We start from the raw sequence: 22,888 nt of genomic DNA on the forward strand, positions 1-22,888 counted from the left end.
GCCGCGCCGGACTTGCCGGCGCGGCCACTGGCGGCCGCCTTCAGCCCATCCGTGAATTCGCCAGAATGATGCCGATCGGGGCCGACACCAGAATGACCACGATCATCGCCCGGTATCCATAAAGCCACCACCGCTGTTCCGAGGCAGCACCGCGGGCCGCCCAGATGAACAGGCCCATGGCAACGACGATCAGTCCTGCACCAGTCCACGTCAGCAACGTCAGTGAAAACATCGAGCCGCCCAGCACGGCGATATTGGCGAGGTTGTAGGTCAAGACCTCGGCCGAAACGATGCCCTCCGAAGGGGTCTTTACGGCCAGCCGGTCCTGGCCCAGGCCCAGCACCACCTGCGCGACTCCGACCACCAGCACCAAATAGGCGACCGCCCAGGCGGCCAAATAGGAGGGGGAACCGGCACTGATGGCGGAGAAAAGACCGCCGAGCACAATGCCAAGGCCACCGATAACGAGGAAGGGCGTTGCTGTTCTGTTCACGCCTACAGACTACGGATTCAGCGCCTCCCGTGGAACAACCCTCAGGCCCGGTTCTTCAGGGTGTCTTGACCTCGAAACTCCCGCAACCAGATGGAGAGCGTGAATCCGGATCCTGCGGCGATGAGCGCTCCGATCACGGGCAGCCACCAGGATTCTCCGAAGAGCCCGAGGATCAGGAGAAGCAGGCCCACGAGCATCATGGCGCAGTAGGCGGCTATGAGGAGGCGTTGCTTGGAGGTGAAGCGCATGTGCGCACCTTACCGCGTATTCGCCGGCCGTTCCAGAGGTGGCCAACACCTGAGAGACTCTGCCCATGAGCGTGTCTTTCCAGTGCACGACGTGGACCACCATCCCTCAGGAACGGTTATTCGATCTGGCTCGGAATATCGACATCTATCAGTAATCGCTGGGGAAGTCCCGGGAGGAGGCCGTCGCCGACGTCACGTCGGGCCTCGTCTCACAAGGGGACGACGTGACGTGGCGGGCTTGGCATTTCGGCGTCCCCCTGAAGATGACCAGCCGCGTCATGCAGATGGAAGCACCGCACTCCTTCATCGACGAACAGGTCAAGGGCCCGTTCCGATGGTTTCGGCATATCCATGAGTTCAGCCAGGAGTCGGGGGAACGACCATGGGTGACCGCATCGATTTCGCGGCGCCCTTCGGCCCTCTCGGTCGTCTGGTCGAGAAGTTGGTCCTGGCCCGCTATCTGCAGAAGCTCATCGAGGAGCGGAATCGCCATCTCAGCGCCGGGTCTGGGCATGAGTCATCGACCAGGATTGGACACCGAATCGGAGGCGATGCTTAGCCCCGATTCCGTGGATGACTCTGCGCAACGCGTTCGTTTCCGCGCTTATAGTTGCCGGTGACTCGCGCCATCAGCGCTTGTGGTTCTTGTGTTTCGACGTCACGAAGGAATCGCGAGGCTGCCGTCCCGCGGAGCGTCGACGCTCGCCGGCCCTGATGGAAGATGACGACGGAACCGCCACCGACGGAGTATTCAAAATCTCTGGGCGCATGAGGCATGACCCAATATTGCGCCACGGGCACACGGTTTGTCAGCCCCCTGCCGCACCAGCCGCGTCGCGCATCGCTTCAGGCCACGGCAGCCAGTGCCCATCGGAAGGGAGCATGGCTTCTGCAGTCTCCATCCTTCCCTCGGGCACGTCCTCGGCCTGGATGCACCCGGCTTCTTCCCACCGGCCCGGCTCGGCCAGCCGATAATCGACCGATTGGTCGTCGGTGGGACTAATCCGTTCAAAAAAGCAGCCGGAGATGACGGCTCGCACCACGGATTCAAGGTTTTCCAGAAGTTCCGGAACGTCGTCATCACAGGCGTCGCAACCGCATACCGGATAGTGGGCGTCGTAGAGGGCACCCGCGTGCAGGAAGATCCCCGGGAACCCGGTGAAGACGAAGGTCACCGGGGCCGCGAACAGGATGGACGGGACGACCCGGACCGCACGGACGACGTCTTCCGAAGGGAACAGCAAATCGGAGGCAACTTCCGGTTCCCGTTCGACGACGACGTCGAAAGCACCCAACAGCCAGTCGATCAGGGCATCGGCAACCTCGTGCAAGGGGATGAAACGGTGCCGATGACCCACCGTGGAGTAGGCGCGTGAAGGCGGAGACGTTCCTTCCCACCGATGGCCGTAGGCGATCGGTGCGCCCTGTCCATCGCGATGGATCTCCCGGGTGAAGTCTGGGCGCCGATATCCGCTCATAGCCCCACGGTAGCCGCCGGGATACCGCGTGGCGACGGGAATCACGCTGCAGGGATGGCGGTCCCTCCACATGCGGACGCGCTGGTGTGTGTCCCCGGATGACGCGACGGGTTTGCCCGATCTACTCTCCCGCCAGCAGAATCGAACCCAAGAATCAAGAGATCCAACCCGAGGCCCTGGCCGGTTGGACGGCAACCCCCTTCGCCATAGTGGGGTGCCCCAGGTGACGATTCGACGCCGTCCCGACCGGGAGGCGTAAGTATGGCGCAGCGCTACGCTCGCCATGACAGCGAAGGAACGCCATGACCGAGACCCTTGCAGAAACCAGCATTTCCAACCGCGCCGAACGCCTCGATTCCGCGGGATCCGCCTGGGCAGAACGGATCGGCCAGAATACCGCCAGCGCATCGCTGCAGTTCCGTGCCACCGCCGACCCGGTGGGATCGGTCGGTTCGACCATCCGCGCCGGACGCCACGAATTCACCGTCGACGAACCGGCTGCTTTGGCCGGGGACGACGTCGCTGCCAGCCCGGTGGAATACGCTCTCGGGGCGCTCATCTCCTGCCAGGTGGTGGTTTACCGGCTGTACGCCCACCAACTGGGCATCAGCATCGACTCGCTGGATATCTCCGCGGATGCCGACCTCGATGTGCGCGGCTTGTTCGGGATCGAGGAGAAGGTTCGCCCCGGATTCGGCGCCGTTCGGTTGACCGTAGAGGTCTCGGGCCCGGACGCCGAGGAACGTTATGCCGAACTTCAGGCGGCGGTCGATGCGCACTGCCCGGTATTGGACATCTTCACGAATCCGACACCGGTGACTACCACTTTGCGGGTCAACTCCTAGAGGCGGCCAGCAGCCGGCTCGCCAGCAGGACTTCCGAGCCGGCCAGGCCGACCGAACAATGCACGGTAATGTCCTCGGCGTTGCGGCGTCCGGGGACCTTTCCCAGCAGGACCTCGCCTAGGGCCACCAGGGAACCCGGGTCGGCGAAGAAGGGGTCAGGATATGCCGCCGCCTGGTCCGGGGAGTCGCAGGTGAGCACGGCTGCTACATCCAATAACGCCACCGGTGTTTCATGACTGCCCTGCGACTTCGGGCCGAGGGTCGTCACATGGGTCCCCGGGGCCACGTCGGCAGCGTCGATGACCGGTGTGGAAGAACGCGTAGCCACGATGACGATATCTGCATCCCGGACCGCGTCCGCGGCGTCGGTGACAGCAACGGCATTCAGGCCCAGCTCGCCCTGCGCTCGCGCGGCAAAATCCGCGGCATGAGCTCTGGTGCGCCCGTAAACCCGAACCTGGTGCAGGCGCCGGACTGCCGTGAGTGCCCATAACTGGGCCCAGGCATGGAGACCACTACCGATGACCGCAACGCTCTCTGCCTCCGGGCGAGCCAGGACATCGGCGGCCACGGCACCCAACGCACCGGTCCTCCGGATGCCCAGTTCGTCCCCCCCCGACCAAGCCCTCCAGATCACCTGCTCCATTCCATATGGCCACGAGTTGTTCTCCTGCAGGTTGACCGGCACGGTAGGCCCTGAAGCCGCTGGTCCCATCGGGCAAGGCACCCGCCGTATAGACGTAGTCAAGGGACCCGAGCGCGCTTCTGGCCCGCGGTGGGGCGACCAGCTCGCGGCGCCCATGCATCGCCAGCGCCTCCCGCATCCATTCCACGACGTCCGCTGCCGCGGTCCTACGCACTTGTTCGTCACCGATGATTTGCATGGCCCGATCCTGCCACGTGGTCCAGCGACTGCGCGACGGTGAAGTGGCGGTCTTCACCGGGGCTCTCGATCTCGTCCAGCATCGCCACCGCGAAATCCTCGACGGTGATCCATGACGATCCGTCCGGGGCGACGAGCAGTGTGGTGGTTCCGCGTCGGTAGGACCCGGTGCGTTGGCCGTGCTCCAGCACCGCGGGTGGACTGGCATAGGTCCACCGTTGGTTCTCATGCCGGAGGCACGTTTCGAGCTGGACCACGCTGGCCAGGGCGACGCCTCGCCATGAACGCCCTACATATCGCGGGTCGTCCACCACCAGGCGTAGCGGATCATCCATGGAACGCAGCGGCCCCGCCCCACCGGCCACCAGCACGGGCGCTCCTTCCACCGCTGCTGCCTCAAGTACTGTGCCGGTCACGGACGCGGTGGACTGCTCGTTGCGGTGATCGGGGCGAATGGCGAGCATGACGATGTCCGAGCCGGCAAGCGCGGACGCCAGTTGTGCCGATGATCCGGCATCCACGCCGAAGACGGTGACTGCGGGGTTCTGGTGCGCCGTGGCCCGCCGCGAACCGGCAAAAACGTGGTGTCCACGCCGTGCCGATTCGAGAACCAGTTCGGATCCGACCATTCCGGTGGAGCCGAGGATCGTGATGTTCATGAGGTGATCTCCTGTCGAGTTCGCCGTCGGGGTGAGAACTGCCCGGCGCCCAGTGCCATGATGGCCAGAGCGAAACCAGCGAGTTGTTGCGGATCGAGGCTTTCCCCGAGCACCAGGGCGCCGAGGCCGGCTGCCACCAGTGGTGAGAGCAGCCCCAGAAGGGCAGTCGCGGTGACCGGCAGAGTCCACAGTCCCTTGAACCACAACGTGTAGGCGGTAAGCCCTCCGATGCCGCCGAGCCAGAGATATCCGGCCGCCCCGGCGGCATCGATCTGGCTGGGTGGTCCCTCGAGCAGCATGGCGGGCACCAGCAGGATCAGTCCGCCAGCGGTCAATTGCCAGCCGGCGTATTGCAGGGGGCCCACGCCTACTGGTCTGCCCCAGCGTTTGGTCAGGACGACGCCGGTGCCCATCGAGGCAGCGCCGGCAAGCCCAGCGCTGATTCCCACTGGATCGAGTTCCGCCGTCGGGCCCAGGACCACCAATCCGACTCCGACGACGCCGACGACGCCCCAACTCATCCGCCACCAGGAGAAGCGTTCGGCCAGGACGAGGACGGCGAGCACCGCGACCAGCAACGGCTGGCTGGCCCCCAGGGTCGCTGCCACACCACCCGGCAGTCGTTCGGCGGTGAAGAACAGCAGCGGGAAGAAGAGCCCGATGTTCAACGCCCCCAGGACGAGGATCCTGAACCACCACCGGCCCTGGGGAAGTCTCCTGGTCATCAGCAGGGCGATGACACCTGCGGGTAGGGCACGCATGAGTGCGGCGAACAGGGGGTGGTCCGGTGGCAACAGCTCCGTGGTGACGAGATAGGTGGTGCCCCAGGCCATCGGGGCCACAGCGGTCGCCAGGGTCAGTCGGCCGCGATGCGAAGTCGCCGCGGAACCACGGCTCGGGGAGAAGGTTGAGGTAGTCACCCTTCCAATGTCGCCGTAAGCGATCCATGAGTCCAACACATGCTTTTCATGGGAACAATCGTCATGCACGATGGATTCATGGAACTTCAACAATTTCGCTATGTGCTCGCCGTGGCCCGGACCCGCAATTTCACCCGGGCGGCCGAAGAGTGCTTCGTCGTCCAGTCGGCGCTGAGCCACCAGATCAAATCCCTGGAACACGAACTGGGCGTCCAACTTTTCACGCGCACGAGTCGCCGCGTTGAGCTCACCGAGGAAGGGGCCGCTTTTCTTCCCGCCGCCAGGGCAAGCCTGGATTCAGCCGAGCGCGCCGCTGCAGATGCCTCCGCCAGCATCGGCCAGGTCAGGGGCACCTTGAGGGTCGGCATCATTCCGACGGTGACTGCCCTGGACGTTCCTGCCGCCCTGGGCGCCTTCCATCGGACCCATCCGGGAGTCCGGGTGGTCTTGAATAGCGGTGGAAGCGATGACTTCATCGCGGCCATCGCTGCGGGGGGACTCGATATCGCGCTTTTGGGCATGGCCGAAAAGACGGTTCCGGCCCGCGTGCGCACCGTGGAGCTCTCCCGCGAACGATTGGTGGCTGTTCTCGGCTCCGGCCATCGTCTGGCCGGGAGGAAGAGGCTGCGTCTGGCGGACCTGGCCGATGAGACCTTCGCCGATTTCCCCGAAGGCACACCCGGCCGGACCCAAAGCGATCTCGCCTTCAAGGCCGCCGGCCTGCGCCGAGAGGTCGCCTTCGAATCGATGTCCACGGATTTCACCTTGGGGATGATCAGGCAGGGCCTGGCCATCGCGCTTCTGCCTCCGGCCTTCGTCACGCCGGGCCCGAATCTCAGGACCATCAAGGTCGACGATGGGCCAACCCGCATCGAATACCTGGCGTGGAGCGACTTCAACCCCTCGCCCGCGGCCCGGGCCTTCCTGGACCTGCTACCCGTGGAGGGTTAGACGAATTCCCCGCGTACGACCCGGCCCAACAGCTCGGTGAACAGGTCAACGCCGGCGAGCATGTCCTCATCCGAGGTCAGTTCCTTCTCGTTATGGGAGATGCCCTCGACGCTGGGGACGAAGAGCATGATCGTGGGGACGATGTCCTTCATGTTCGTCGAATCGTGGCCGGCTAAGGTGCGCACCGTGCCATGAGACAGGCCCAGCGTTTCCGCCGACGCGGCAGCCAGTTCCATGCCTGCGGCGTCGTAGGCCTTGGCGGCCCAGATATGTTCGGCCCCACGCTCGATCGACACGCTGGCACGCTGCTCGATGGCCGCGATGCGGCGGTGTAGTTCGGCATCGGCGGTGGCCAGGACATCGGGATCGGTGCTGCGCAGATCCACCAGCAGGTTCACCCGACTGGCCACGACCACCGGAGAGTTCGGGAAGACGGTGAATTCCCCGCAGGAGGTGATCACCGCATGATCCTCGGTGCTGTATTCGTCGGCGATATCCCGGGCCGCGGCAACCAAGAGCGAAGCCCCCAAGAGGGCATCGTGACGGTCGGCAATGATGGTCGCCCCGGTATGGGCCTGCTCGCCGTGGACCACGAACTCGTATTTATTCGCGCCCCAGGTCGATTCCACCAAACCGATGGTCAGCCCGTCGTTCTCCAGGGAGCGGCCCTGTTCGATGTGGATCTCCAGGTAGGCGGCGACATCGAGACTGAAATCGCCGATGGTGCCGATCGACTCCAGCGCCTCACGCACGGTCGTGCCCTGCGGATCGGTCGTTTGAAGGACCTGGTCGGCCGGGAGTTTGCCGGTGAACACCGAGCTGCCCATCATGGAGGGTTTGAAGCGGCAGCCCTCCTCGTTGAACCAGTTGATGACGGCAATGTTGAACTTCGCGCCCTCGGCCACCTGCTGCAACCGGATGGCCGCGTGGGCTGCGGTGAGCACACCGTAGGCCCCGTCGAACCGGCCGCCGAGCGGCTGGGAATCCAGATGGGATCCCAACGCCACATAGGGTGCCCCGGGCACGAGTTCGAGCAAGGCGAACTGGTTCCCGACCGCGTCGTAGCGGACCTCGAAGCCGTGGCCCTCGACGAGTCCGCGGAACCAGTTGCGGGTCTGACCGTCGGCGGCGGTGCCGGCCTGGCGGTCCACTCCCCCTCCGGCGGTGGCGCCGAAGGTGCTCATGGAGCGGAAATCGGTCAGGAAGGCGCGGGCTGCCTCGGAGTGTTCGACGGCAGAGGTGGACGTGGCGGTGTTGCTCATACAAGGTCTCCATTCGAGGTGGTCATCGGGTAGGTGGTGTGGGTGAATTGGCCGCCGAGGATCGTTGCCACTACCTCGAGGGAGGAAATATCTGCGACCTCCAGCGGGGAGCCGGAGAGGATGACGAAATCGGCGAGTTTGCCGGTGCGCAGGGTGCCCTTGTCGTCGAGGGTGCCGGTGGCGCGGGCGGCCCAGGCGGTGTAGCTGCGCAGAGCTTCTTCGGCAGTCAGCGCCTCGACGGGCATACCGTCGTCGTGCACCCCGCCCAGGATGCGCCCGTCGGCTGTGCGGCGGTCGACCCAGGCCTGCATGCCGCGGCGGACATTATTATCGGCCACGGGTAGGTCGGAGGAACCGGCCAGCAGTCCGCCGGCGTCGACGATGGAGCGTCCGCGGTAGAGCCAGCCTTCACGGTCGGGGCCGACGAGCTCGGCCATCTGGTCCCCCAGCGGTCCGATGAACGCGGCCTGCGGGGTGACGGCGATGCCGTGTTGCGCGGCGAGGTCGACCTGGTCTTGGCGGGCGATGCCGAAGTGTTCGATCCGGTTGGGCAGCAGGTTCTGCCCGTAGGTTTCCTGGCAGGAGATGACCAGGTCAAGGGCCAGGTCGATGGCCGCGTCGCCGATGGCGTGCAGGGCGATCGGCCAGCCGGCCCGGTACGCACCGGCCACTCGTTCGCGGTAGGTGGTTTCGTCGTCGAGCAGGTATCCGCGCTGGTGTGGATGACCGCAGAAGTCCTCCGTTACTGCTGCCGTGGCCCCCAACAGTGAACCGTCCATGAACACTTTGACCGGTCCCAGCGATACCCATTCGTCGCCGAATCCTGCCCCCAGGCCCAGATCGAGTCCGCGTCCCTGCCCCGCGCCGTGCAGGTCCTCGGTATGGCCGGTGACCGGGTGCAGGGCGTCCAGGACGGGCATCAGCTGGGCGCGGGCATGGAGCCGGCCGGTGCGGCGGGCCTCCTGGTAGGCGCCGACCTCCAGTGGGGAGTGCCCGATCCATCCGGCGGCGATGCCGGCTTCGGTGAAACTGGTGATGCCCTGGGCCGCGTAGCGGGTCGTCGCGGCGTCGAGGGCGGCGACGATCTGATCGCGTGAATACGGCAGCAGCAGGGTCTGGATGAGTGCCTGCGCGGATTCCTCCACGACTCCCGTCGGCTTCCCGGCGTCGTCGCGGAGGACTGCGCCGCCGACAGGGTTCTCGAAACCGTCTTCCAGCACGCCGGCCAGGCGCAGGGTCGCGGTGTTGGTGATCGATTGGTGGCCTGAGACGTGGCGCAGATACAGCGGCCGGTCCCCGCTGATGGCATCGAGCCGGGCGATGTCGGGGAACGCTCCTCCGTGATGTTCGTGATTGAACCCGGTGCCCTGGAGCCAGGCCGGGTCGGCATCCGGGCCAGTCATGGCGTCTGCCTCGAGAGCCTCGAGCCGTCCCATTTCTGCTTCCAATAACGTGTAGACCTCGTCCAGGCCCTTGGCCTGGGCCAGGTCCACGGATTCCAGCCCGAGGCCCCACCACGTGGTGTGGCAGTGTGCGTCGATGAACCCCGGGACCAGGGTGGCCCCGTTCAGATCGATATCGCGTTCGGCGGTGCAGCCGGTGAGCTCCTCATCGAATCCGGCGATGCGCCCGTTCAGCACCCCGAGGCTGTTGGCGCGGGGGCGCTCGTTCTCGAGGGTGATGATGTCGGCCCCGCGCAGGATCAGGTCGAGTTTCATGCCTCGGCTCCCGCCCCGAAGGCGGGGAGAGCTGTCGACGGCGGCATGGTCGCCGGGTCGATGCGCAGGTGCAGCAGTGCCGGGACCTTGCGCACGGTGACCGCTTCAAGGGCCCTGTCGATCGCTGCCCCGGCCTCTGCGGTGTCACTGACGTCCTCCCCGTGGCCGCCGAAGGTCGCGATGAACGCCGCGAAGTCGGGGTTGGTCATCGCGGTGCCGGAGGGCCGCCCGGGGTAATGGCGTTCCTGGTGTTGGACGATCGTGGCGAAGACCCCGTTGTCGACCACCACCACCAAGGGTGCCGCCCCGTGGGCCATGGCCACGGCCAGTTCCTGCCCGTTCATCATGAAGTCCCCGTCCCCGCAGATCGCGACGGATACCCGCTCGGGGTGGACCAGCGTGGCGGCTACGGCCGCCGGGATGGAAACACCCATGGCCCCGTTACGGGGGGCCACCAGCGTGCCGGGCCCGGAATGCTTGAGGTAGCGGTGACCCCATAGGGTCGCGTTGCCTGCGCCGTAGGTCAGGATCCGATCGGCGGGCAGCTTCGCTTCCAGCAATCCAAAGGCCACTGAAAGGTCGACTCCGGTGGCCGGGTCTTCAGGTTGCGGGGTGGCGAATCCGCGTTGCTCGGCGGTCAGCCGGTCCATCCATTCACTGCCGCGACTCCCCCGGGCTCCTTCGACGTGGGGCAGGGCCGAGGTGAAGGAGGCAGGGGTGGCCATCAGTTGCTGGTCGATCCGCCCGGCATGCCCGGTGGCCTCGGGTTCGGGGAGGACGAGGACGGTTTCCGCCTCGAGGCCGCGGGTATACCCGTCGGAGAGGACATCGGTGCGGGCGCAGCCGATGAACACCAGCAGATCGGCCTGCCCCAGTGCTTCGGCGAGCGCGTCGGAGCGGTAGTAGCCCAAGTATCCGGCCCATGCCGCCGAGTCGTGGGGGACGGTGTCGTAGGCCCGCCAATCCGCGGCGATCGGCACGTGGGCTTGTTCCGCCCATGCCGCCAGGGCAGCCCCCGCCGTCCCTACTTTTTCGGGGGCCGGTAGGGCCCATCCGTCGCCGCCGGCGATGATCAGCGGGCGTTGGGCGGCACCGAGCCGGGCGCCCAGTTCTTGGTTCGAGGCCGCATCGGGAACGGGGGCGGGCACGGGACGCGGGGATACCGGCTGCGCGTCGGTCATCCGGACCAGGACGTCCTCGGGTAGTCCCACCACCACCGGGCCCGGGCGGCCCGAGGCGGCGGCGTGCATGGCCTCGGAAACCACGTCGGCGGCGCGGTGTTCGTCATCGAGCACGATGACGCGTTTCGCCGTCGTCCCGAACCAGCCGTCGAGGCTGAACTCCTGGAAGGAGTCGCGTCCGCGGTCCGCGACGGGGATCAACCCGACGAAGAGCACCAGCGCGGTGGCGTCCTGCCAGGCGGTATGCACGGCGATCATGGCGTTGGCGGCTCCGGGGCCGCGGGTGACCAGGGTGATGCCCGGGATTGAGGTGAGCCGGGATTCGGCCAGGGCCATGAATCCGGCGCCGCCCTCCTGCCGGGCGACCACGGTGGTGATCGGTGAATCATGCAGTCCGTCCAAGACATCGAGGAAGCTCTCCCCCGGGACGGAGTAGACGCGGCGGACGCCGTGGGCCTCGAGTTGGCGGACGATCAGGTGTCCTGCGGAGGTGCTCATGCGTAATGTCCTTCGGGTTAGTGCTTGAAGCCGGGCAGGTCCACGCTCATCCGCGGGGCGAGCACGCCGGCTACGGCGGTGAACAGGGACAGGAAGACCAGGATCGCGGCTGCGGGCCACCAGTGATTTCCTGCCGCTGCGGTGACGCTGACGGCGAGCAGCGGGATGAAGCCGGAGAGCATGCCGGCGACATTCTGGGAGAACCCGACGCCGGTGTACCGGGTGCTGGCCGGGAAGAGTCCGGTGAGCACGGTGCCCGAGGCGGCGTAGGGGAAAGACAGGGTGGCGACCGCGATGGTCACGCCCAACACCACGACGACGGGGTTCCCGGTGCCGACCATGAGGAAGGCGGGGACCGCGACCAGTGCCGAGACGATGCCGCCGTAGGTGATGACCTTGCTGGCCCCGAACTTCTCGGAGAGCCGGCCGCCGGCGAGCAGCACGGGGATTTCCACGGCTGCGGCGATGATTGTGGCCAGGAGCATCAGCGATGCGCTGTAGCCCAGGATCGTGGTGCCGTAGTAGACCATGAACGCGGTGACCAGGTAGAAGCCGCCCACGCCGAGCAGTGCAGCTGCCATGCCGACGATGATGTGTTTCCAGTTCCGCTGCACCACGGTGCGGATCGGGGCGGCTTCGGTGGCTCCTGCTTCCTTCATCTCGGTGAAGACCGGGGACTCGTCAAGCCGCGAGCGGATGTACAGGGCCAGCAGCAGCATCGGGAAGGCGGCCAGGAAGGGGATGCGCCAGCCGTAGGAGGTGAAGCTGTCCTGCGAGAAGTACAGGGTCGCCAGGAAGAATCCACCGGAGGAAAGGATGGTGCCGATCGGTGAGCCGATCTGGGGCAGGGCGGCGTAGCGGGCCCGGCGCTTCAGCGGGGCGTTCTCCACGACGATCGTCATGGCACCCGACCATTCGCCGCCGACGAAGAGACCCTGGAAGATCCGCAACACCACCAGCAGGATCGGTGCGGCGATCCCGATGGCCGCGTAGTCGGGCAGCAGCCCGATCAACCCGGTGATCAAACCGATGCCGATGATGGTGATCATCAGAGTCTTACGCCGGCCGATCTTGTCGCCCATGGCGCCGAAGAACATCCCGCCCAGCGGACGGGCCACCAGTCCGACGCCGAAGGTCGCGAAGGAGGCCATGGCAGCAGCCGTCGCATTCTCGTTGGTGAAGTAGTGGACATTGAAGATCAGCGCCGCCGCGGCGCTGAACAGGAAGAAGTCGTACCATTCCAGGGCCGTACCCACGAGGGCGCCGACGGCGACCTTGGTGGCCTCCTTGTCGGTGACCTGGTGGGTAGCCCCGGCTTCGAGGTTCGCTGCTTGTGTCATGGGTGCCTCCGCACTGGTGCCGAGGCAGGACGGCGATCACCGCCCTGCCCGTTGATGCCTTCCAGTCTTCCAGTGTGAGGGCGGTCACCTGAAGAGTGAATCGTCACCGTTTCGACGACCGGATATGTGCAAAAGCACATAAAGTAACGGTATGGGTTCGGAAAATACTCCACGAACAGTGGAAAATCACGGTACGACGGCGAATGTGGACGTGGCGCGCTGGAACAGCCTGCTCGACGGTTTGGAAGTCACCCGGCTGACGTCGGACTTCCTGGCCCGGGTGCTGGAGCTGCCCTACTATCGTGACGCGCTGCTGCCCACCACCGAGGTCCGACGCACCGGCGAGCAATCCTTCGCGGCACTGATCACCAGCCTGCGCTCCACCGACCCTACCGGGGCACCTGCCGATCCCGCGGAGCTGCACGATGTGAAGGTCGGTATCGCCACCGACGTCGGGGTCTCCCGCGCCCGGGCGGATATCCCGCTGGACGCCCTGATGACGGCCATCCGAATGGACTTCTCCGTCCTGTGGGATGCGCTGACAGCACTCTCCTCGCCATCGGACGCCCCGTTGTTGGTGGCCCGGGCGAACAGTGTTTGGCAGGTCGTGGATGCCTATGCGAGCCAGAGCCAGGGCGCCTATATGTCCGAACGCCAGCGCATGGCCACCGAGGCCTCCTCCGTCAGGCAGGGCCTGGTCGCTTCCCTGTTCGGTGAGACGCCACCGCCGAGCACCGTTGTTCAGCAAGCCGCCGCGGCACTGGGCCTGGATCCCGGGGCACGGCTGGACGTTGCCGTGGCAGCCGGCGAGGATGCTCCCGCCCTGCGCGTGAGCATCGCCCTCGCCGCACGACGGGGAACGGAGATCTTCACGCACCCGTTCGCCGATGCCCTGCTGGCCTTCTGGCCGGCCGGTTCAAAGCCCGGGTCCGCGCTGTACGAAGCTGCGGATCGCATTTCCACCCTGCGATGCGGCCTGGTCGAGGAGGTCCAGGGGGTGGGGGCATTGCACGATGCCAGCACCTTGGCCTTGGAACTCGCCCAGCTGGCCACCGCCCAAGATGAAGGGGCCCTGAGCCTGGATACCGCCTGGGGGCGGCTGGCTCGGGCCCGATTGGGATCCGAGGGCATCGGACTGGCCACCGACGTCGAGAGGACCCTCAGCGAATGCGGGCCCGGCGAGCGGGAACGACTCGTGGAAACGGCCAGAGCCTACCTCGAAACCGGAAGTGTCTCGGCCTCGGCCCAGCTCCTGTTTTGCCATCGAAATACGTTGATGAACCGCATGCGCCGGTTCGCCTCGCTCACGGGAATCGACCTCTCAATTCCGGCTCAGGCAGCCCGGCTCGTGGTGGCGTGGGCCTGAGACCGCCCACGCAAGGCCGCGACACGACAAGACATGGGGAGTACTCCCCATCGCATGTCAAGGCTCCATCTGAAAGACTATTCCCGATCACCCGCAATACTTTCGATGGAGGAAACTTTGAGCAGCAGCACCCCCAACCCCTACGGCAACCCCGGGGGGGTCACCATGCCCGCATACGGCGAGGCTCCCCTGGACCAGCCGCTCTACGGCGCCAGCTTTGGCCAGGCCATCAAACGCTTCTTCAAGAAGTATGCGACCTTCTCGGGTCGAGCCAGCCGCAGCGAGTACTGGTTCTTCGCACTCTTCAACGCGATCATCTACATCGTGCTCTACGGTTTGGCCATCGGATTCGGGCTGGCCGGCGCTGATCCCGTCACCGGTGAAATGGGTGCCGGCGGAACCATCCCCACCGTGCTGATCGGGCTCTATGGGTTGGCCATCATCATCCCGTCCATCGCCCTGGGCGTCCGCCGCCTGCATGACGGCAACTTCAGCGGTCTCTTGTACCTGCTGATCCTGGTGCCGATTCTCGGCGGGCTGGTGGTCCTGGTCCTCATGATCATGCCCTCCGTCCCCGAAGGCGCTCGTTTCGACGCCGATGGCGGCGCTGCAGCCCACGGGAACGCCTTCGGCGCACCGGCCGGCTACCCCGGAGCACCGGCGGCAGGCGGTTTCGCGGGACAGAACCCCCCGCAGGGCTACCAGCAGCCCACCGATCCGACCCAGGGCTAGTTACGCCCCACGGATGTCCCGGCGGTTCAATGCCAGCACCGCGAACCCGGTGCAGGCCAGGCCCACACCTGCCAACAGCAGGGCCGCCGGGACATCCACCCCGCCCACCAGCGGGGACTGTCCGTAGGCCCAGTAGTAGGGCGAGAGGCCGTGCAACCATTCCAGCTGGGCATTCTGGTTGCCGATCGCGTTGAACGCATATCCCAGCACAGCCACCACGGCCCCGACACCAATCCCATGGATCCGCCGCCCCCCGATGGCACCGCCCAGCAGGGCGAAGGAACCGTTGAGGAAGACCAACAGGGCGAACATCAGCACCCCTGCCGCGGCATGACCGGCGTCGATCCCCAGTTCCGCAGGCCCCTTGAGGACCAGCAACACGGCCAGAATGAACAGGTGCAGGACCAGGATCCTCACGACCAGGGCCCCGGCGCGCTCGAGGACCACCTGGCTGCGGGTCACCCCGTGGGCCAGGGTGAGTTCGAGAAGACCGGACTCCTCATCCCCACCAATGGCCGCCGCCCCGGCGCCGACGGCCATGATCGTCATCAACAGGAAGCCGATCAGGCCGAAGACGGTCGCCTGGGTGTAGCCCGGCCCGCTGGTGATCTGACCGTAGTTCAACGCGTCGACCAGTTCCGGGGGTAGGGACTGGATCATTTGCTTCATCTGCTCGCTGCCCCCGATGGACGGGTAGAGCGGCAGATAGAGGCCCATCACCGCCAACATGGCCACGGCCCAGATGAGCATCGAGGCCCTCGCGTCGATCAGGGCCTTGAAGAAGAGTGGAAGCATTTGTGGACGGCTTTCCCGGCGGCGATGCAGTGCGGTGGCGCTCATGACGTGGCCCTTCCAGCGGTGTGTTGCCCGTCGGTGGCTCCCGGGGCCCGGTAGAGACCCAGTACCACTTCTTCCAGATCCGGTTCCTCCAAGGCCAGGTCCACGACGCGCAGTTGGGGCAGGAGGTCCACCAGCTCAGCCACCGGGCCCGACCACGTCGCCGAGGCTTGGCACACGGGCCGGCCGTCGCCGTCGTGCTTCTCCTCGAGCCGCAGCCCGCCGAGGCCCTCCAACCTCCCGAGCAGCCCCCTCACTTGCTCCACGGGCAGCGGGCTGTGGATGCGCAGCCGGCTGATCGCTCCTTCACGCAGTTCGGCGACCGTGGAGATGGTGGCAATGGACCCCTCGCGCAGGATCGCCACGGTGTCTGCTGCCTGTTGGATCTCGCTGATGACATGCGAGGAGAGGAAAACCGTTTGCCCGGCTTCGCGCGCTTCGGAAACCAAGGACAGGAATTCTTGTTGCATCAGCGGGTCCAACCCGCTGGTGGGTTCGTCGAGGATCAGTAGCTCGGGTTCGTGCATGAAGGCCTGGATGATCCCGAGCTTCTGTTTATTACCCTTGGAGAGTCGACGGGTCTGCCGGTCCAGGTCGAGCCCAAGACGTTCCGCGAGACCTTGGACTTTGCCGGGTTTGACGGGTCCGCTGATGTCCTCGAAGTGGCGCAAGAGCCGCCGCCCGGTGGTCCTGCCCTCGAGGATCAATTCCCCCGGCAGATAGCCGATACGTCGACGGATCTCGGGTCCGGCGTCGCGTGATGGGGTGCCCAGGACACTGATGTCTCCTCCGCTGGGGCGGATGATATCCAGCAGGCAGCGCATCAGCGTGGTCTTGCCGGCACCGTTGGGGCCGATGACCCCGACAACGGATCCACGTGGAACGGCGATGTCGATACCGTGCAGAACCTCGTTCGCCCCGTAGCTCTTACGGAGCCCGATGACCTCAACGACGTGGTCCATGACTGCCCTTTCCCACACGCGTGGTGGCGGCTTCCCGCGTCGCCTTCAGGAACGCGGAGTCCATATACAGCGGATGCGTGTAGAGGTCGGCGGCGGGGACCGCGAGTCGGTCGATGGTTTCCACACCGAACCCCTCCTGTCCCAAACCGCGGGCAACGTGGCGGCCCAGGACCAGCAGGCCCAACGACTGGGTGACCATCAGGGCTGCGGTGGCTTCGGGATCATCGACCCGGCGCATGGTCCCGGCGCGGGCGCCATCCTGGAGGATCTGCAAGGTCAGTGAGAAGTACGCGTCGAAGAGGGAGTCCCCTGCCGCCGAATCGTCCACCACCGATCGCCGGATATAGGCGAGCTCCCGTTCGTACTCACCGGGGTTGGCCAGATATCCGCTCAGCGCGTCCCGCAATTCGGTGGGGTCCTGGGACTTGGCGGTGGCCGATTCATGGGCCGTTTCCAACACGTGGGTATCGCAGGTCCGGCGCAGCCCGTCCTTGGTCCCGAAATGGTGGATGACCAGCCCCGGGGAGACCTCGGCGGCGGAGGCGATGTCTCGGACCGTGGCCCGGGCGAAGCCGCGCTGCCCGAAGAGGGTGATCGCGGCATCGCGGATCCTGGCGCGGGTGGTGACATCACCATCAACTGAACGCATGTTTAATATACTAAACAGCAGTTCAATAAAGTCAAGGGTTTTCCTGTTGACCCCACACAGAAGGAGGCCGACCCGCATCAGCGGATCAGCCTCCTTCGTCAGGGAATGAGCCTAGGCATTCACTACCTGACCCGCTCCCTTCCACTCCTCCCAGCCGGCGTAGCTGCCGTCGAGTTCGATGACGTCGTGACCGGCACGGCGCAGGGCGCTGGCGGCGACCGAGTTACGCACCCCGCTCTGGCAGTAGGTCACGATGGTGCCGGAGGTCGGCAGCTCGTCCTGGTGCCACAGGACGCGCCCGCCACTGAGCTGTTCGGAGCCGGGGATGTGGCCCTCCGCGTGTTCGGTCTTATTGCGCACATCCAGCACGAGTGCCGCGTCGAAGCCCTCGAGCTCCTCGGGCTGGAGCAACGCCGGGGTATGCATCGGGAGCCCCTCGAGGCCGGTGACGTAGCCGGCGACCCGGTCGATCCCGACCCGCACCAGGTGGTCCCAGATGTTCTGGGCCTGCTCCTGGCTGGCCGCCAGGAGGACCAGTGGACGTCCATCGGTTTCCGGGTCCACCGCCCAGGCGCCATAGCTGGCAATCTTCTGACCAGCGGGGATGTTCAGCGAGTTGTCCACCGTGCCCTGATGCACCTCGTGGTGTGATCGCGTATCGACGAAGGTCACCGTGTCCAGTTCGAGATCGCGGCGAACGTCGTCGGTGGAGAGTTCCTTCAAGGCGGCGCGTTCGCCCAGCATCGCCGGGCCATCGCGGTTTTCACGCTTCATCCGGCCGAAGTAGGCATGGGCATCGGGCTGGCCATTGAGCAGCTCGTCCACGAAACCCTGCTCGTCATTGGCGGCAACGTAGGGGCCCCACCACGAGTACAGGCGCTCGTACCCTACGGTGGTCGCCGGGACCGCGCCGAGGGCCTTGCCGCAGGCGCTACCCGAACCATGGGCCGGCAGGACCTGAACGTGGTCCGGCAGGCTCAGGAACTTTTCTTGCAGGCTCTTGAAGATGAGACTGGCGCCTTCGAACCGGGTATCTACTCCGCCAGCTGCCTCGTCGAGCAGATCCGGCCGCCCGAGGTCCCCGACGAAGACAAAGTCGCCGGAGAGCATGAAGCCCGGCTGATCGGCGAAGGCACCATCGGTCACGAGGAACGAGAGGTGTTCAGGGGTATGCCCGGGGGTATGCGAAGCGGTGAGCTTGATATTGCCGATGGTGACGGCATCACCGTCATACAGGCGGTTGGCCTCGAAGTCATACTGCCAGTCGGGGCCACCTTCGCCGGAAACATACATTTCGGCCCCGGTGGCAGCGGCCAGTTCACGGGTACCTGAGAGGTAGTCGGCGTGGATATGGGTTTCGGTCACCGCGACAATACGCATGCCGTTTTCCGCGGCAAGGTCGAGATAGGTGGCGATATCGCGACGGGCGTCGACCACCACGGCCTCGCCGTTGCGCTGACAGCCGATGAAGTAACTTGCCTGCGCCAGGTCCTGGTCGTAAATGCGCTCGAGTAGCATGCGATCTCCTTCGCGTGATTCGATACCCCAGGGGGTATTGGTTTCATTAATGATGATAATACACCCGGGGGTATTCCTCAACCGATAGGCTCCCCGGGTCGAAACTGTTTTAGTAGTGCGTAGGGGTGTTTCCGGCGGGGATGGGGTGATGGGTTTCCTTCAGCCGGACGGCAACGATGATCGACATGAGTACACTCAGGATCGCTGCCATGACGACCGCGGCCTGCAAGCCCAAGGCGTCGGCCACCAGGCCGCCCGCGATTGCACCCACCGCGTAGCCCGCATCACGCCAGACCCGGTAGACCCCCACGGCCCTCCCCCTCCAGGCTGGATGGGCAACGTCCCCGACAACGGCCAGCAGCGTGGGGTAGACCATCGCGGTTCCGACCCCCAGCAGCGCGGCCGCTGCCGCCCAGATGCCGAAGCCGTCTCCGGCGGCGATGACGGCGAGCGCAACTCCCTGGACGGCCATCCCCCAGACCACCAGCTGTTTGCGCCCGATCCGGTCGGACAGTGCTCCGGTGACTAGCTGCCCAAGGCCCCAGACGCCCGGGTAGATGGCGAAGAGGAGTCCGATCCGCCCGTCGCTGAGGTGAGCTGTGGCGAACAGCAGGGGGAAGACGCCCCAGGAGAGCCCGAAGTTCAGGTTGTTCACCAACCCCGCCCAGCTGGCCGAGGAGAGCGAGGGGTCCTTGAAGCTGGTCAGCTCGGCGATCCGCCGGTTGTCCAGCTGCGCGTCCACCCGGGTGGGGCCCGCAGACCGTGCCGTCGCCTGTTGTTCTGCTTCCAACCGGGCGTGGCCCTTGGTTTCACGGACGAACAGGCCGGTGAGCACGAGCCCGAGGGCCGTATACGCGATCCCGAGGAGGAACGGGGCGGGACGCAAACCGAATTGTTCGGCCAGATGCCCGGCCAGCAGGGAGGTGATGGCCACGGCACCGTATCCCGCCGCTTCGTTGAACCCCATCGCCAGGCCTCGCCGATTGGGTCCGACCAGATCGATCTTCATCACCACGGTGGTGGACCAGGTCAGGCCCTGGTTGATGCCCAACAGGATATTCGCGGCCACGACCCATCCCCAGCTGGGGGCCAGGATGAGCATCAAGGGGACCGGGACGGCGAAAAGCCAGCCGATCATCAGTACTGGTTTGCGCCCGTGGCGGTCCGAGAGCGTTCCGGCGAACCAGTTGCTGACGGCCTTGGCGATGCCGAAGGCCGCGACATAGGAAAAGATGAACGTGTACCCGGAGAGGCCGAACTCGGCGCCGGCGAGCAGGGGCAGCACCGTTTGCTGCTGGCCCACCATTCCACCGACGAGGGCGTTGACCGCCACGAGCAGCACGAACTGCGGGGCATTCGCCCGCAACCCCAACACGGGGATCCTCGCGCCGGACTTCTTCTTCATGCGGGAGTTCCCTTCGGTCGGTGTCAGGCGGTTCGGCGAGAGCCGCTTCAGCGGCCCAGGTTTCAGGCTTGCTGGCCCTGCTGCTCCAGTTGGGAGCGGACGGTATCCACATCGAGTTCCTTCACGGCTTCAATGACCTTTTCCAGTTCCTTCCCTGGCAGGGCACCCGGCTGACTGAATACGAGGATGCCATCACGGAAGGCCATCAGTGTCGGGATGGAGCTGATGCCCGCGGAAGCCGACAGGGCTTGTTCGGCCTCCGTGTCGACCTTTCCAAAGAGTACGTCGGCATGGTTGTTCGAAGACTTCTCGTAGGTGGGGGCGAACGAACGACACGGTCCGCACCAAGCCGCCCAGAAGTCCACCAGGACGATGGGGTTCTCCTGCAGGATTTTCTCGAAGTTCTTTTCGGTCAGGTCGATGGTGGACATGTTGACTCCTTTTCGTGGTGACGGTGGTTCCGTCGAATAATTAGCGGGAGGTCGTGATGACGGGCTCTTCGGTGGAGGCGAGGAAGCGGGCCTTGCACGAGGGAATGAGGTACCTGCAGGCCACCACGGCCACCGCCAGTGCGACCCCGAGGATGCCGACCACGAGGTTGGCCGGGGCCGGTAGCTCCTGGACCAGGACGAACACGCCCATGGCCAGGACGAACACCCCAAATCCCTTGCGCAACGCGTTTTCGGGAATTTTTCCTGCCAGGCGTGCCCCGACCAGTGAACCCAGGATCGCTGCGGCAGTCACCCCCGACACCAGGGCCCAGTCCAGGGAGATGGTGGTCAGGTACCCACCCAGTCCGGCGAAGGACTTCAGGGCGATGACCACCAAAGAGGTGCCAACGGCGACCGGCATGGACAGCCCGCCCATCAGCGCTAGTGCGGGAACAACAAGGAATCCGCCGCCGGCACCGACGAGCCCGGCGACCAGGCCGACGACCAGTCCTTCGAGGATGACCTTGCCCAGCGGAAGATCGCCGTCGTGCACCTGCGCGCCTCCGCCCTTGCGGCCACGGATCATGGCCAGGGACGTGGCAACCATCATCAGGGCGAAGGCGATCATGAGCACCGTTCCGGGGATATGTCCGCCCAGCAGTCCGCCGCCGAAGGCCCCCGCCATGCCGGCGGCCCCGAAAACCAGGCCGGTGCGCCACTTCACCCGGCCGTTGCGGGCATGACTCACGGCACTGACCGCCGAGGTGGCCCCCACCACGAACAACGAGGCGGCGATGGCCTCCTGGGGATTCATTCCTGCTACATAGGTCAGGATCGGAACGGTGAGGATGGAGCCACCCCCGCCGAGCAGTCCGAGGGAGAGTCCAATCAGCACCGAAAGGACGAGTGTCAACAGGAGGGTCAGCGTCATGGCAGGGTCCTTATCGGAGGTCGGAGGAAGGCGGGGCCCACGGGCTAGGCGGTGGGCAGACCGGCGCCCTGCCAGGCGGACATGCCGCCGGCCATGGTGTCCGCCGTGTAGCCGGCGGCGTTGAGCGCGTCGGCCACGTGGGCGCTACGGTTTCCGCTGCGGCAGACCACGATGACGGGGCGGTTGGCATCAAGCTCCCCCACGCGTTCGTTCAGTTGTCCCATCGGGATATGCACCGCGCCGGGGATCATCCCGTCGACTAATTCGAAGTCCTCACGGACATCGAGGACCTGTTCGGTCCTGCGGCGTTGGTCGGTTTCGGTGATCGTGGTTTCAGGCATGGTTTCTCCAATGGCTTCGGGGGTCTGGGATCAGCTGTTCGAACGCGGGATCTGGCCGATGACCGCACGCGGCGCCGGGCAGGTGGCACCCTGGTTCCACGGCATCTTGGACAGCGCCTGGCCCATGGCGCAGGTGTTGGTCGCCGCCGAGACGGTCAGCCCGGTGCCGATCATCCCGGAAAGCAGGCGGAGCTTGGGTGACAGGAATTTTCCGGCCAGAAGTCCGGCGACCACCAAGGATCCGGCCACCAGGCGTACCTGACGCTCCAGGTCCCAGCGCTGGACTCCGCGCACGACGTCCCCACCGGCAGCGGCAAAGGCCGCCACGCCGCCATCGAGCACCTGGGCGTGGTCGACACCGACACCGTCGAGGCGAGTGCGTGCTTGATCGGCACGGACTCCCGATTGGCAGACCAGCACCACGCGGCCATCGAGGCGTTCGGCCAGTTCGGCGGTGTGCTCGGAAAGCAACGGAAGCGGCACGTTGTACGAGCCACGAATGTGCATGGTCTCGAATTCGGCGGCGGAGCGGACGTCGATGATCTTCACGTTCTGCTGGTCGTCGATCCAGCTGCGGACCGTCTGTGCGTCGAGGTCGGTGACGGCGGGTGTTGCAAGAGACACGTCTACTTCTTCCTATCGGTTCAGTGGTTCCCCAGCAGTCTCACACATACCCCCTAGGGTATGCAAAAACACCCAGGGGGGTATAATGGAACAACAAACCGACCATCAGGAGTAGTCATGCAGCTCGACACCGCCGAACTCACCCCCGTCATCAACCGGCTCAAGCGCGCCCAGGGCCAGCTCTCGGCCGTCACCCGAATGATCGAGGAGGGGCGCGAATGCAAGGACGTCGTCACCCAGCTTTCGGCAGTCTCCAAGGCGCTGGATCGGGCCGGTTTCGCCATCATTGCCACCGGGCTGGAGCAGTGCCTGTCCAGCGAGGACAACTCGATGGACAAGAAGGAACTGGAACGCCTCTTCCTCTCGCTGGCCTAACCGAAGAATCAGACACCGAACCGAAGAGAAGCCCATGTGCCGAGCCGTGAAATGCCGCAAATGCCAGAAAACGACGTGGGCCGGATGCGGACAGCATGTCCGGCAGGTCATGGCGAATGTGCCCCGCGCCGACCGCTGCTCCTGTGATCCGAATGCCCCCAAGGAATCCTCGACCTCCGGCGGCTGGCTCTCACGCCTGTTCAAGCGCACGCCGAACAACACCTGGAGCTAGGCTGGGGTT

Annotated in this window: 26 protein-coding genes and 1 riboswitch; of the genes, 7 read left to right on the forward strand and 19 right to left on the reverse strand. The window is 65.6% G+C overall.

The features are described from left to right. Positions 1–40: 40 nt before the first annotated feature. Positions 41–493, reverse strand: a complete 453-nt coding sequence (locus tag FM101_RS05170; protein ID WP_143269222.1) for a hypothetical protein — start codon at positions 491–493, stop codon at positions 41–43. Positions 494–534: 41 nt separating this feature from the next. Further along, positions 535–741, reverse strand: coding sequence for a DUF3040 domain-containing protein (locus FM101_RS05175; RefSeq protein ID WP_086996473.1), 207 nt, complete (start codon positions 739–741; stop codon positions 535–537). A gap of 382 nt (positions 742–1,123) precedes the next feature. Here FM101_RS05175 and FM101_RS16105 point away from each other — a divergent pair, with 382 nt between their 5' ends. Beyond that, a complete protein-coding gene (locus FM101_RS16105; protein WP_342744365.1) occupies positions 1,124–1,300 on the forward strand; it encodes a hypothetical protein in 177 nt (58 codons plus the stop codon). A 250-nt stretch (positions 1,301–1,550) separates the two neighbouring features. On the opposite strand, the gene FM101_RS05190 is transcribed toward FM101_RS16105, so the two are convergent. Further along, entirely contained in the window at positions 1,551–2,219 is a 669-nt protein-coding gene (locus tag FM101_RS05190; RefSeq protein ID WP_143269224.1) for a DUF6226 family protein, read from the reverse strand. Between the two features lie 152 nt (positions 2,220–2,371). Then, positions 2,372–2,487: riboswitch (SAM riboswitch) on the forward strand. A 34-nt stretch (positions 2,488–2,521) separates the two neighbouring features. Between FM101_RS05190 and FM101_RS05195 the strand changes: the two genes are divergently transcribed. Continuing rightward, on the forward strand, positions 2,522–3,064 hold the full coding sequence (locus FM101_RS05195) for an OsmC family protein (RefSeq protein WP_086996478.1): 543 nt from the start codon (positions 2,522–2,524) through the stop codon (positions 3,062–3,064). On the opposite strand, the gene FM101_RS05200 is transcribed toward FM101_RS05195, so the two are convergent. The 3 genes from FM101_RS05200 to FM101_RS05210 all read right to left on the reverse strand — a co-directional run bounded on the left by FM101_RS05200 (position 3,054) and on the right by FM101_RS05210 (position 5,526). Beyond that, entirely contained in the window at positions 3,054–3,701 is a 648-nt protein-coding gene (locus FM101_RS05200; RefSeq protein WP_179204244.1) for a hypothetical protein, read from the reverse strand. The genes FM101_RS05195 and FM101_RS05200 overlap by 11 nt on opposite strands. 230 nt (positions 3,702–3,931) lie before the next feature. After that, positions 3,932–4,606, reverse strand: coding sequence for an NAD(P)-dependent oxidoreductase (locus tag FM101_RS05205; RefSeq protein ID WP_086996483.1), 675 nt, complete (start codon positions 4,604–4,606; stop codon positions 3,932–3,934). Next, complete coding sequence (locus FM101_RS05210) at positions 4,603–5,526, reverse strand: EamA family transporter (RefSeq protein ID WP_245806623.1); 924 nt, start codon at positions 5,524–5,526, stop codon at positions 4,603–4,605. The genes FM101_RS05205 and FM101_RS05210 overlap by 4 nt, the downstream gene beginning before the upstream one ends. Before the next feature lie 48 nt (positions 5,527–5,574). Between FM101_RS05210 and FM101_RS05215 the strand changes: the two genes are divergently transcribed. Further along, on the forward strand, positions 5,575–6,477 hold the full coding sequence (locus tag FM101_RS05215) for a LysR family transcriptional regulator (protein ID WP_281255507.1): 903 nt from the start codon (positions 5,575–5,577) through the stop codon (positions 6,475–6,477). Here FM101_RS05215 and FM101_RS05220 read toward each other — a convergent pair. From FM101_RS05220 to FM101_RS05235, 4 genes are read right to left on the reverse strand one after another with little or no spacing between them, the layout of a single operon-like run. After that, positions 6,474–7,739 carry a M20 family metallo-hydrolase gene (locus FM101_RS05220; RefSeq protein WP_086996486.1) on the reverse strand — a complete coding sequence of 422 codons (1,266 nt, stop codon included), beginning with the start codon at positions 7,737–7,739 and terminating at the stop codon, positions 6,474–6,476. The two genes, FM101_RS05215 and FM101_RS05220, sit on opposite strands and share 4 nt — an antisense overlap. Then, complete coding sequence (locus tag FM101_RS05225) at positions 7,736–9,457, reverse strand: amidohydrolase (RefSeq protein WP_086996489.1); 1,722 nt, start codon at positions 9,455–9,457, stop codon at positions 7,736–7,738. The genes FM101_RS05220 and FM101_RS05225 overlap by 4 nt, the downstream gene beginning before the upstream one ends. Next, positions 9,454–11,136, reverse strand: a complete 1,683-nt coding sequence (locus FM101_RS05230; RefSeq protein WP_086996492.1) for a thiamine pyrophosphate-dependent enzyme — start codon at positions 11,134–11,136, stop codon at positions 9,454–9,456. The genes FM101_RS05225 and FM101_RS05230 overlap by 4 nt, the downstream gene beginning before the upstream one ends. 17 nt (positions 11,137–11,153) lie before the next feature. Further along, positions 11,154–12,476: an MFS transporter gene (locus FM101_RS05235; RefSeq protein ID WP_086996494.1), complete on the reverse strand. Its 1,323-nt coding sequence runs from the start codon at positions 12,474–12,476 to the stop codon at positions 11,154–11,156. A gap of 211 nt (positions 12,477–12,687) precedes the next feature. Here FM101_RS05235 and FM101_RS05240 point away from each other — a divergent pair, with 211 nt between their 5' ends. Together FM101_RS05240 and FM101_RS05245 are read left to right on the forward strand one after the other, a co-directional pair. Next, positions 12,688–13,842 (forward strand): PucR family transcriptional regulator, encoded by a 1,155-nt coding sequence (locus FM101_RS05240; RefSeq protein ID WP_241895462.1) that lies wholly within the window; start codon positions 12,688–12,690, stop codon positions 13,840–13,842. 117 nt (positions 13,843–13,959) lie between these two features. Then, positions 13,960–14,574, forward strand: a complete 615-nt coding sequence (locus tag FM101_RS05245; protein ID WP_342744366.1) for a DUF805 domain-containing protein — start codon at positions 13,960–13,962, stop codon at positions 14,572–14,574. Here the strand turns inward: FM101_RS05245 and FM101_RS05250 are convergent, their stop codons facing one another. From FM101_RS05250 to FM101_RS05290, 9 genes are all read right to left on the reverse strand, one after another. Beyond that, complete coding sequence (locus tag FM101_RS05250) at positions 14,575–15,414, reverse strand: ABC transporter permease subunit (protein WP_086996500.1); 840 nt, start codon at positions 15,412–15,414, stop codon at positions 14,575–14,577. Continuing rightward, entirely contained in the window at positions 15,411–16,373 is a 963-nt protein-coding gene (locus FM101_RS05255; protein ID WP_086996502.1) for an ABC transporter ATP-binding protein, read from the reverse strand. Before FM101_RS05255 ends, FM101_RS05250 begins: the two co-directional genes overlap by 4 nt. Continuing rightward, on the reverse strand, positions 16,357–17,022 hold the full coding sequence (locus FM101_RS05260) for a TetR family transcriptional regulator (RefSeq protein WP_086996505.1): 666 nt from the start codon (positions 17,020–17,022) through the stop codon (positions 16,357–16,359). The genes FM101_RS05255 and FM101_RS05260 overlap by 17 nt, the downstream gene beginning before the upstream one ends. 111 nt (positions 17,023–17,133) lie before the next feature. Next, positions 17,134–18,540, reverse strand: a complete 1,407-nt coding sequence (locus FM101_RS05265; protein WP_086996507.1) for an MBL fold metallo-hydrolase — start codon at positions 18,538–18,540, stop codon at positions 17,134–17,136. A gap of 109 nt (positions 18,541–18,649) precedes the next feature. Continuing rightward, complete coding sequence (locus FM101_RS05270; RefSeq protein WP_086996510.1) at positions 18,650–19,945, reverse strand: MFS transporter; 1,296 nt, start codon at positions 19,943–19,945, stop codon at positions 18,650–18,652. 62 nt (positions 19,946–20,007) lie between these two features. Beyond that, positions 20,008–20,376, reverse strand: a complete 369-nt coding sequence (gene trxA / locus FM101_RS05275; protein WP_086996513.1) for a thioredoxin — start codon at positions 20,374–20,376, stop codon at positions 20,008–20,010. Between the two features lie 40 nt (positions 20,377–20,416). Beyond that, positions 20,417–21,307 carry a sulfite exporter TauE/SafE family protein gene (locus tag FM101_RS05280; RefSeq protein ID WP_086996516.1) on the reverse strand — a complete coding sequence of 297 codons (891 nt, stop codon included), beginning with the start codon at positions 21,305–21,307 and terminating at the stop codon, positions 20,417–20,419. A gap of 44 nt (positions 21,308–21,351) precedes the next feature. Continuing rightward, positions 21,352–21,648 carry a rhodanese-like domain-containing protein gene (locus FM101_RS05285; protein ID WP_086996518.1) on the reverse strand — a complete coding sequence of 99 codons (297 nt, stop codon included), beginning with the start codon at positions 21,646–21,648 and terminating at the stop codon, positions 21,352–21,354. 30 nt (positions 21,649–21,678) lie between these two features. Beyond that, positions 21,679–22,272 carry a rhodanese-like domain-containing protein gene (locus FM101_RS05290; protein WP_086996521.1) on the reverse strand — a complete coding sequence of 198 codons (594 nt, stop codon included), beginning with the start codon at positions 22,270–22,272 and terminating at the stop codon, positions 21,679–21,681. 117 nt (positions 22,273–22,389) lie between these two features. Between FM101_RS05290 and FM101_RS05295 the strand changes: the two genes are divergently transcribed. Continuing rightward, on the forward strand, positions 22,390–22,647 hold the full coding sequence (locus tag FM101_RS05295; protein ID WP_086996524.1) for a metal-sensitive transcriptional regulator: 258 nt from the start codon (positions 22,390–22,392) through the stop codon (positions 22,645–22,647). A 109-nt stretch (positions 22,648–22,756) separates the two neighbouring features. Next, on the forward strand, positions 22,757–22,879 hold the full coding sequence (locus FM101_RS16190) for a hypothetical protein (protein WP_428844139.1): 123 nt from the start codon (positions 22,757–22,759) through the stop codon (positions 22,877–22,879). The last annotated feature ends 9 nt before the right edge of the window (positions 22,880–22,888 follow it).

Origin of the sequence: Arthrobacter rhombi (genome assembly GCF_900163545.1) — a bacterium.
GTDB classification, from domain to species: Bacteria; Actinomycetota; Actinomycetes; order Actinomycetales; family Micrococcaceae; genus Arthrobacter_H; species Arthrobacter_H rhombi_A.

What these genes read in the sequence shown, in the direction of transcription:
- trxA (WP_086996513.1), bottom strand. Translation starts at nt 20,376, where the DNA reads ATGTCCACCATCGACCTGACCGAAAAGAACTTCGAGAAAATCCTGCAG.
- FM101_RS05280 (WP_086996516.1), bottom strand. Translation starts at nt 21,307, where the DNA reads ATGACGCTGACCCTCCTGTTGACACTCGTCCTTTCGGTGCTGATTGGA.
- FM101_RS05205 (WP_086996483.1), bottom strand. Translation starts at nt 4,606, where the DNA reads ATGAACATCACGATCCTCGGCTCCACCGGAATGGTCGGATCCGAACTG.
- FM101_RS05225 (WP_086996489.1), bottom strand. Translation starts at nt 9,457, where the DNA reads ATGAAACTCGACCTGATCCTGCGCGGGGCCGACATCATCACCCTCGAG.
- FM101_RS16190 (WP_428844139.1), top strand. Translation starts at nt 22,757, where the DNA reads ATGGCGAATGTGCCCCGCGCCGACCGCTGCTCCTGTGATCCGAATGCC.
- FM101_RS05230 (WP_086996492.1), bottom strand. Translation starts at nt 11,136, where the DNA reads ATGAGCACCTCCGCAGGACACCTGATCGTCCGCCAACTCGAGGCCCAC.
- FM101_RS05285 (WP_086996518.1), bottom strand. Translation starts at nt 21,648, where the DNA reads ATGCCTGAAACCACGATCACCGAAACCGACCAACGCCGCAGGACCGAA.
- FM101_RS05190 (WP_143269224.1), bottom strand. Translation starts at nt 2,219, where the DNA reads ATGAGCGGATATCGGCGCCCAGACTTCACCCGGGAGATCCATCGCGAT.
- FM101_RS05250 (WP_086996500.1), bottom strand. Translation starts at nt 15,414, where the DNA reads ATGAGCGCCACCGCACTGCATCGCCGCCGGGAAAGCCGTCCACAAATG.
- FM101_RS05220 (WP_086996486.1), bottom strand. Translation starts at nt 7,739, where the DNA reads ATGAGCAACACCGCCACGTCCACCTCTGCCGTCGAACACTCCGAGGCA.
- FM101_RS05270 (WP_086996510.1), bottom strand. Translation starts at nt 19,945, where the DNA reads ATGAAGAAGAAGTCCGGCGCGAGGATCCCCGTGTTGGGGTTGCGGGCG.
- FM101_RS05260 (WP_086996505.1), bottom strand. Translation starts at nt 17,022, where the DNA reads ATGCGTTCAGTTGATGGTGATGTCACCACCCGCGCCAGGATCCGCGAT.
- FM101_RS05195 (WP_086996478.1), top strand. Translation starts at nt 2,522, where the DNA reads ATGACCGAGACCCTTGCAGAAACCAGCATTTCCAACCGCGCCGAACGC.
- FM101_RS05175 (WP_086996473.1), bottom strand. Translation starts at nt 741, where the DNA reads ATGCGCTTCACCTCCAAGCAACGCCTCCTCATAGCCGCCTACTGCGCC.
- FM101_RS05265 (WP_086996507.1), bottom strand. Translation starts at nt 18,540, where the DNA reads ATGCTACTCGAGCGCATTTACGACCAGGACCTGGCGCAGGCAAGTTAC.
- FM101_RS05235 (WP_086996494.1), bottom strand. Translation starts at nt 12,476, where the DNA reads ATGACACAAGCAGCGAACCTCGAAGCCGGGGCTACCCACCAGGTCACC.
- FM101_RS05215 (WP_281255507.1), top strand. Translation starts at nt 5,575, where the DNA reads ATGGGAACAATCGTCATGCACGATGGATTCATGGAACTTCAACAATTT.
- FM101_RS05295 (WP_086996524.1), top strand. Translation starts at nt 22,390, where the DNA reads ATGCAGCTCGACACCGCCGAACTCACCCCCGTCATCAACCGGCTCAAG.
- FM101_RS05255 (WP_086996502.1), bottom strand. Translation starts at nt 16,373, where the DNA reads ATGGACCACGTCGTTGAGGTCATCGGGCTCCGTAAGAGCTACGGGGCG.
- FM101_RS16105 (WP_342744365.1), top strand. Translation starts at nt 1,124, where the DNA reads ATGGGTGACCGCATCGATTTCGCGGCGCCCTTCGGCCCTCTCGGTCGT.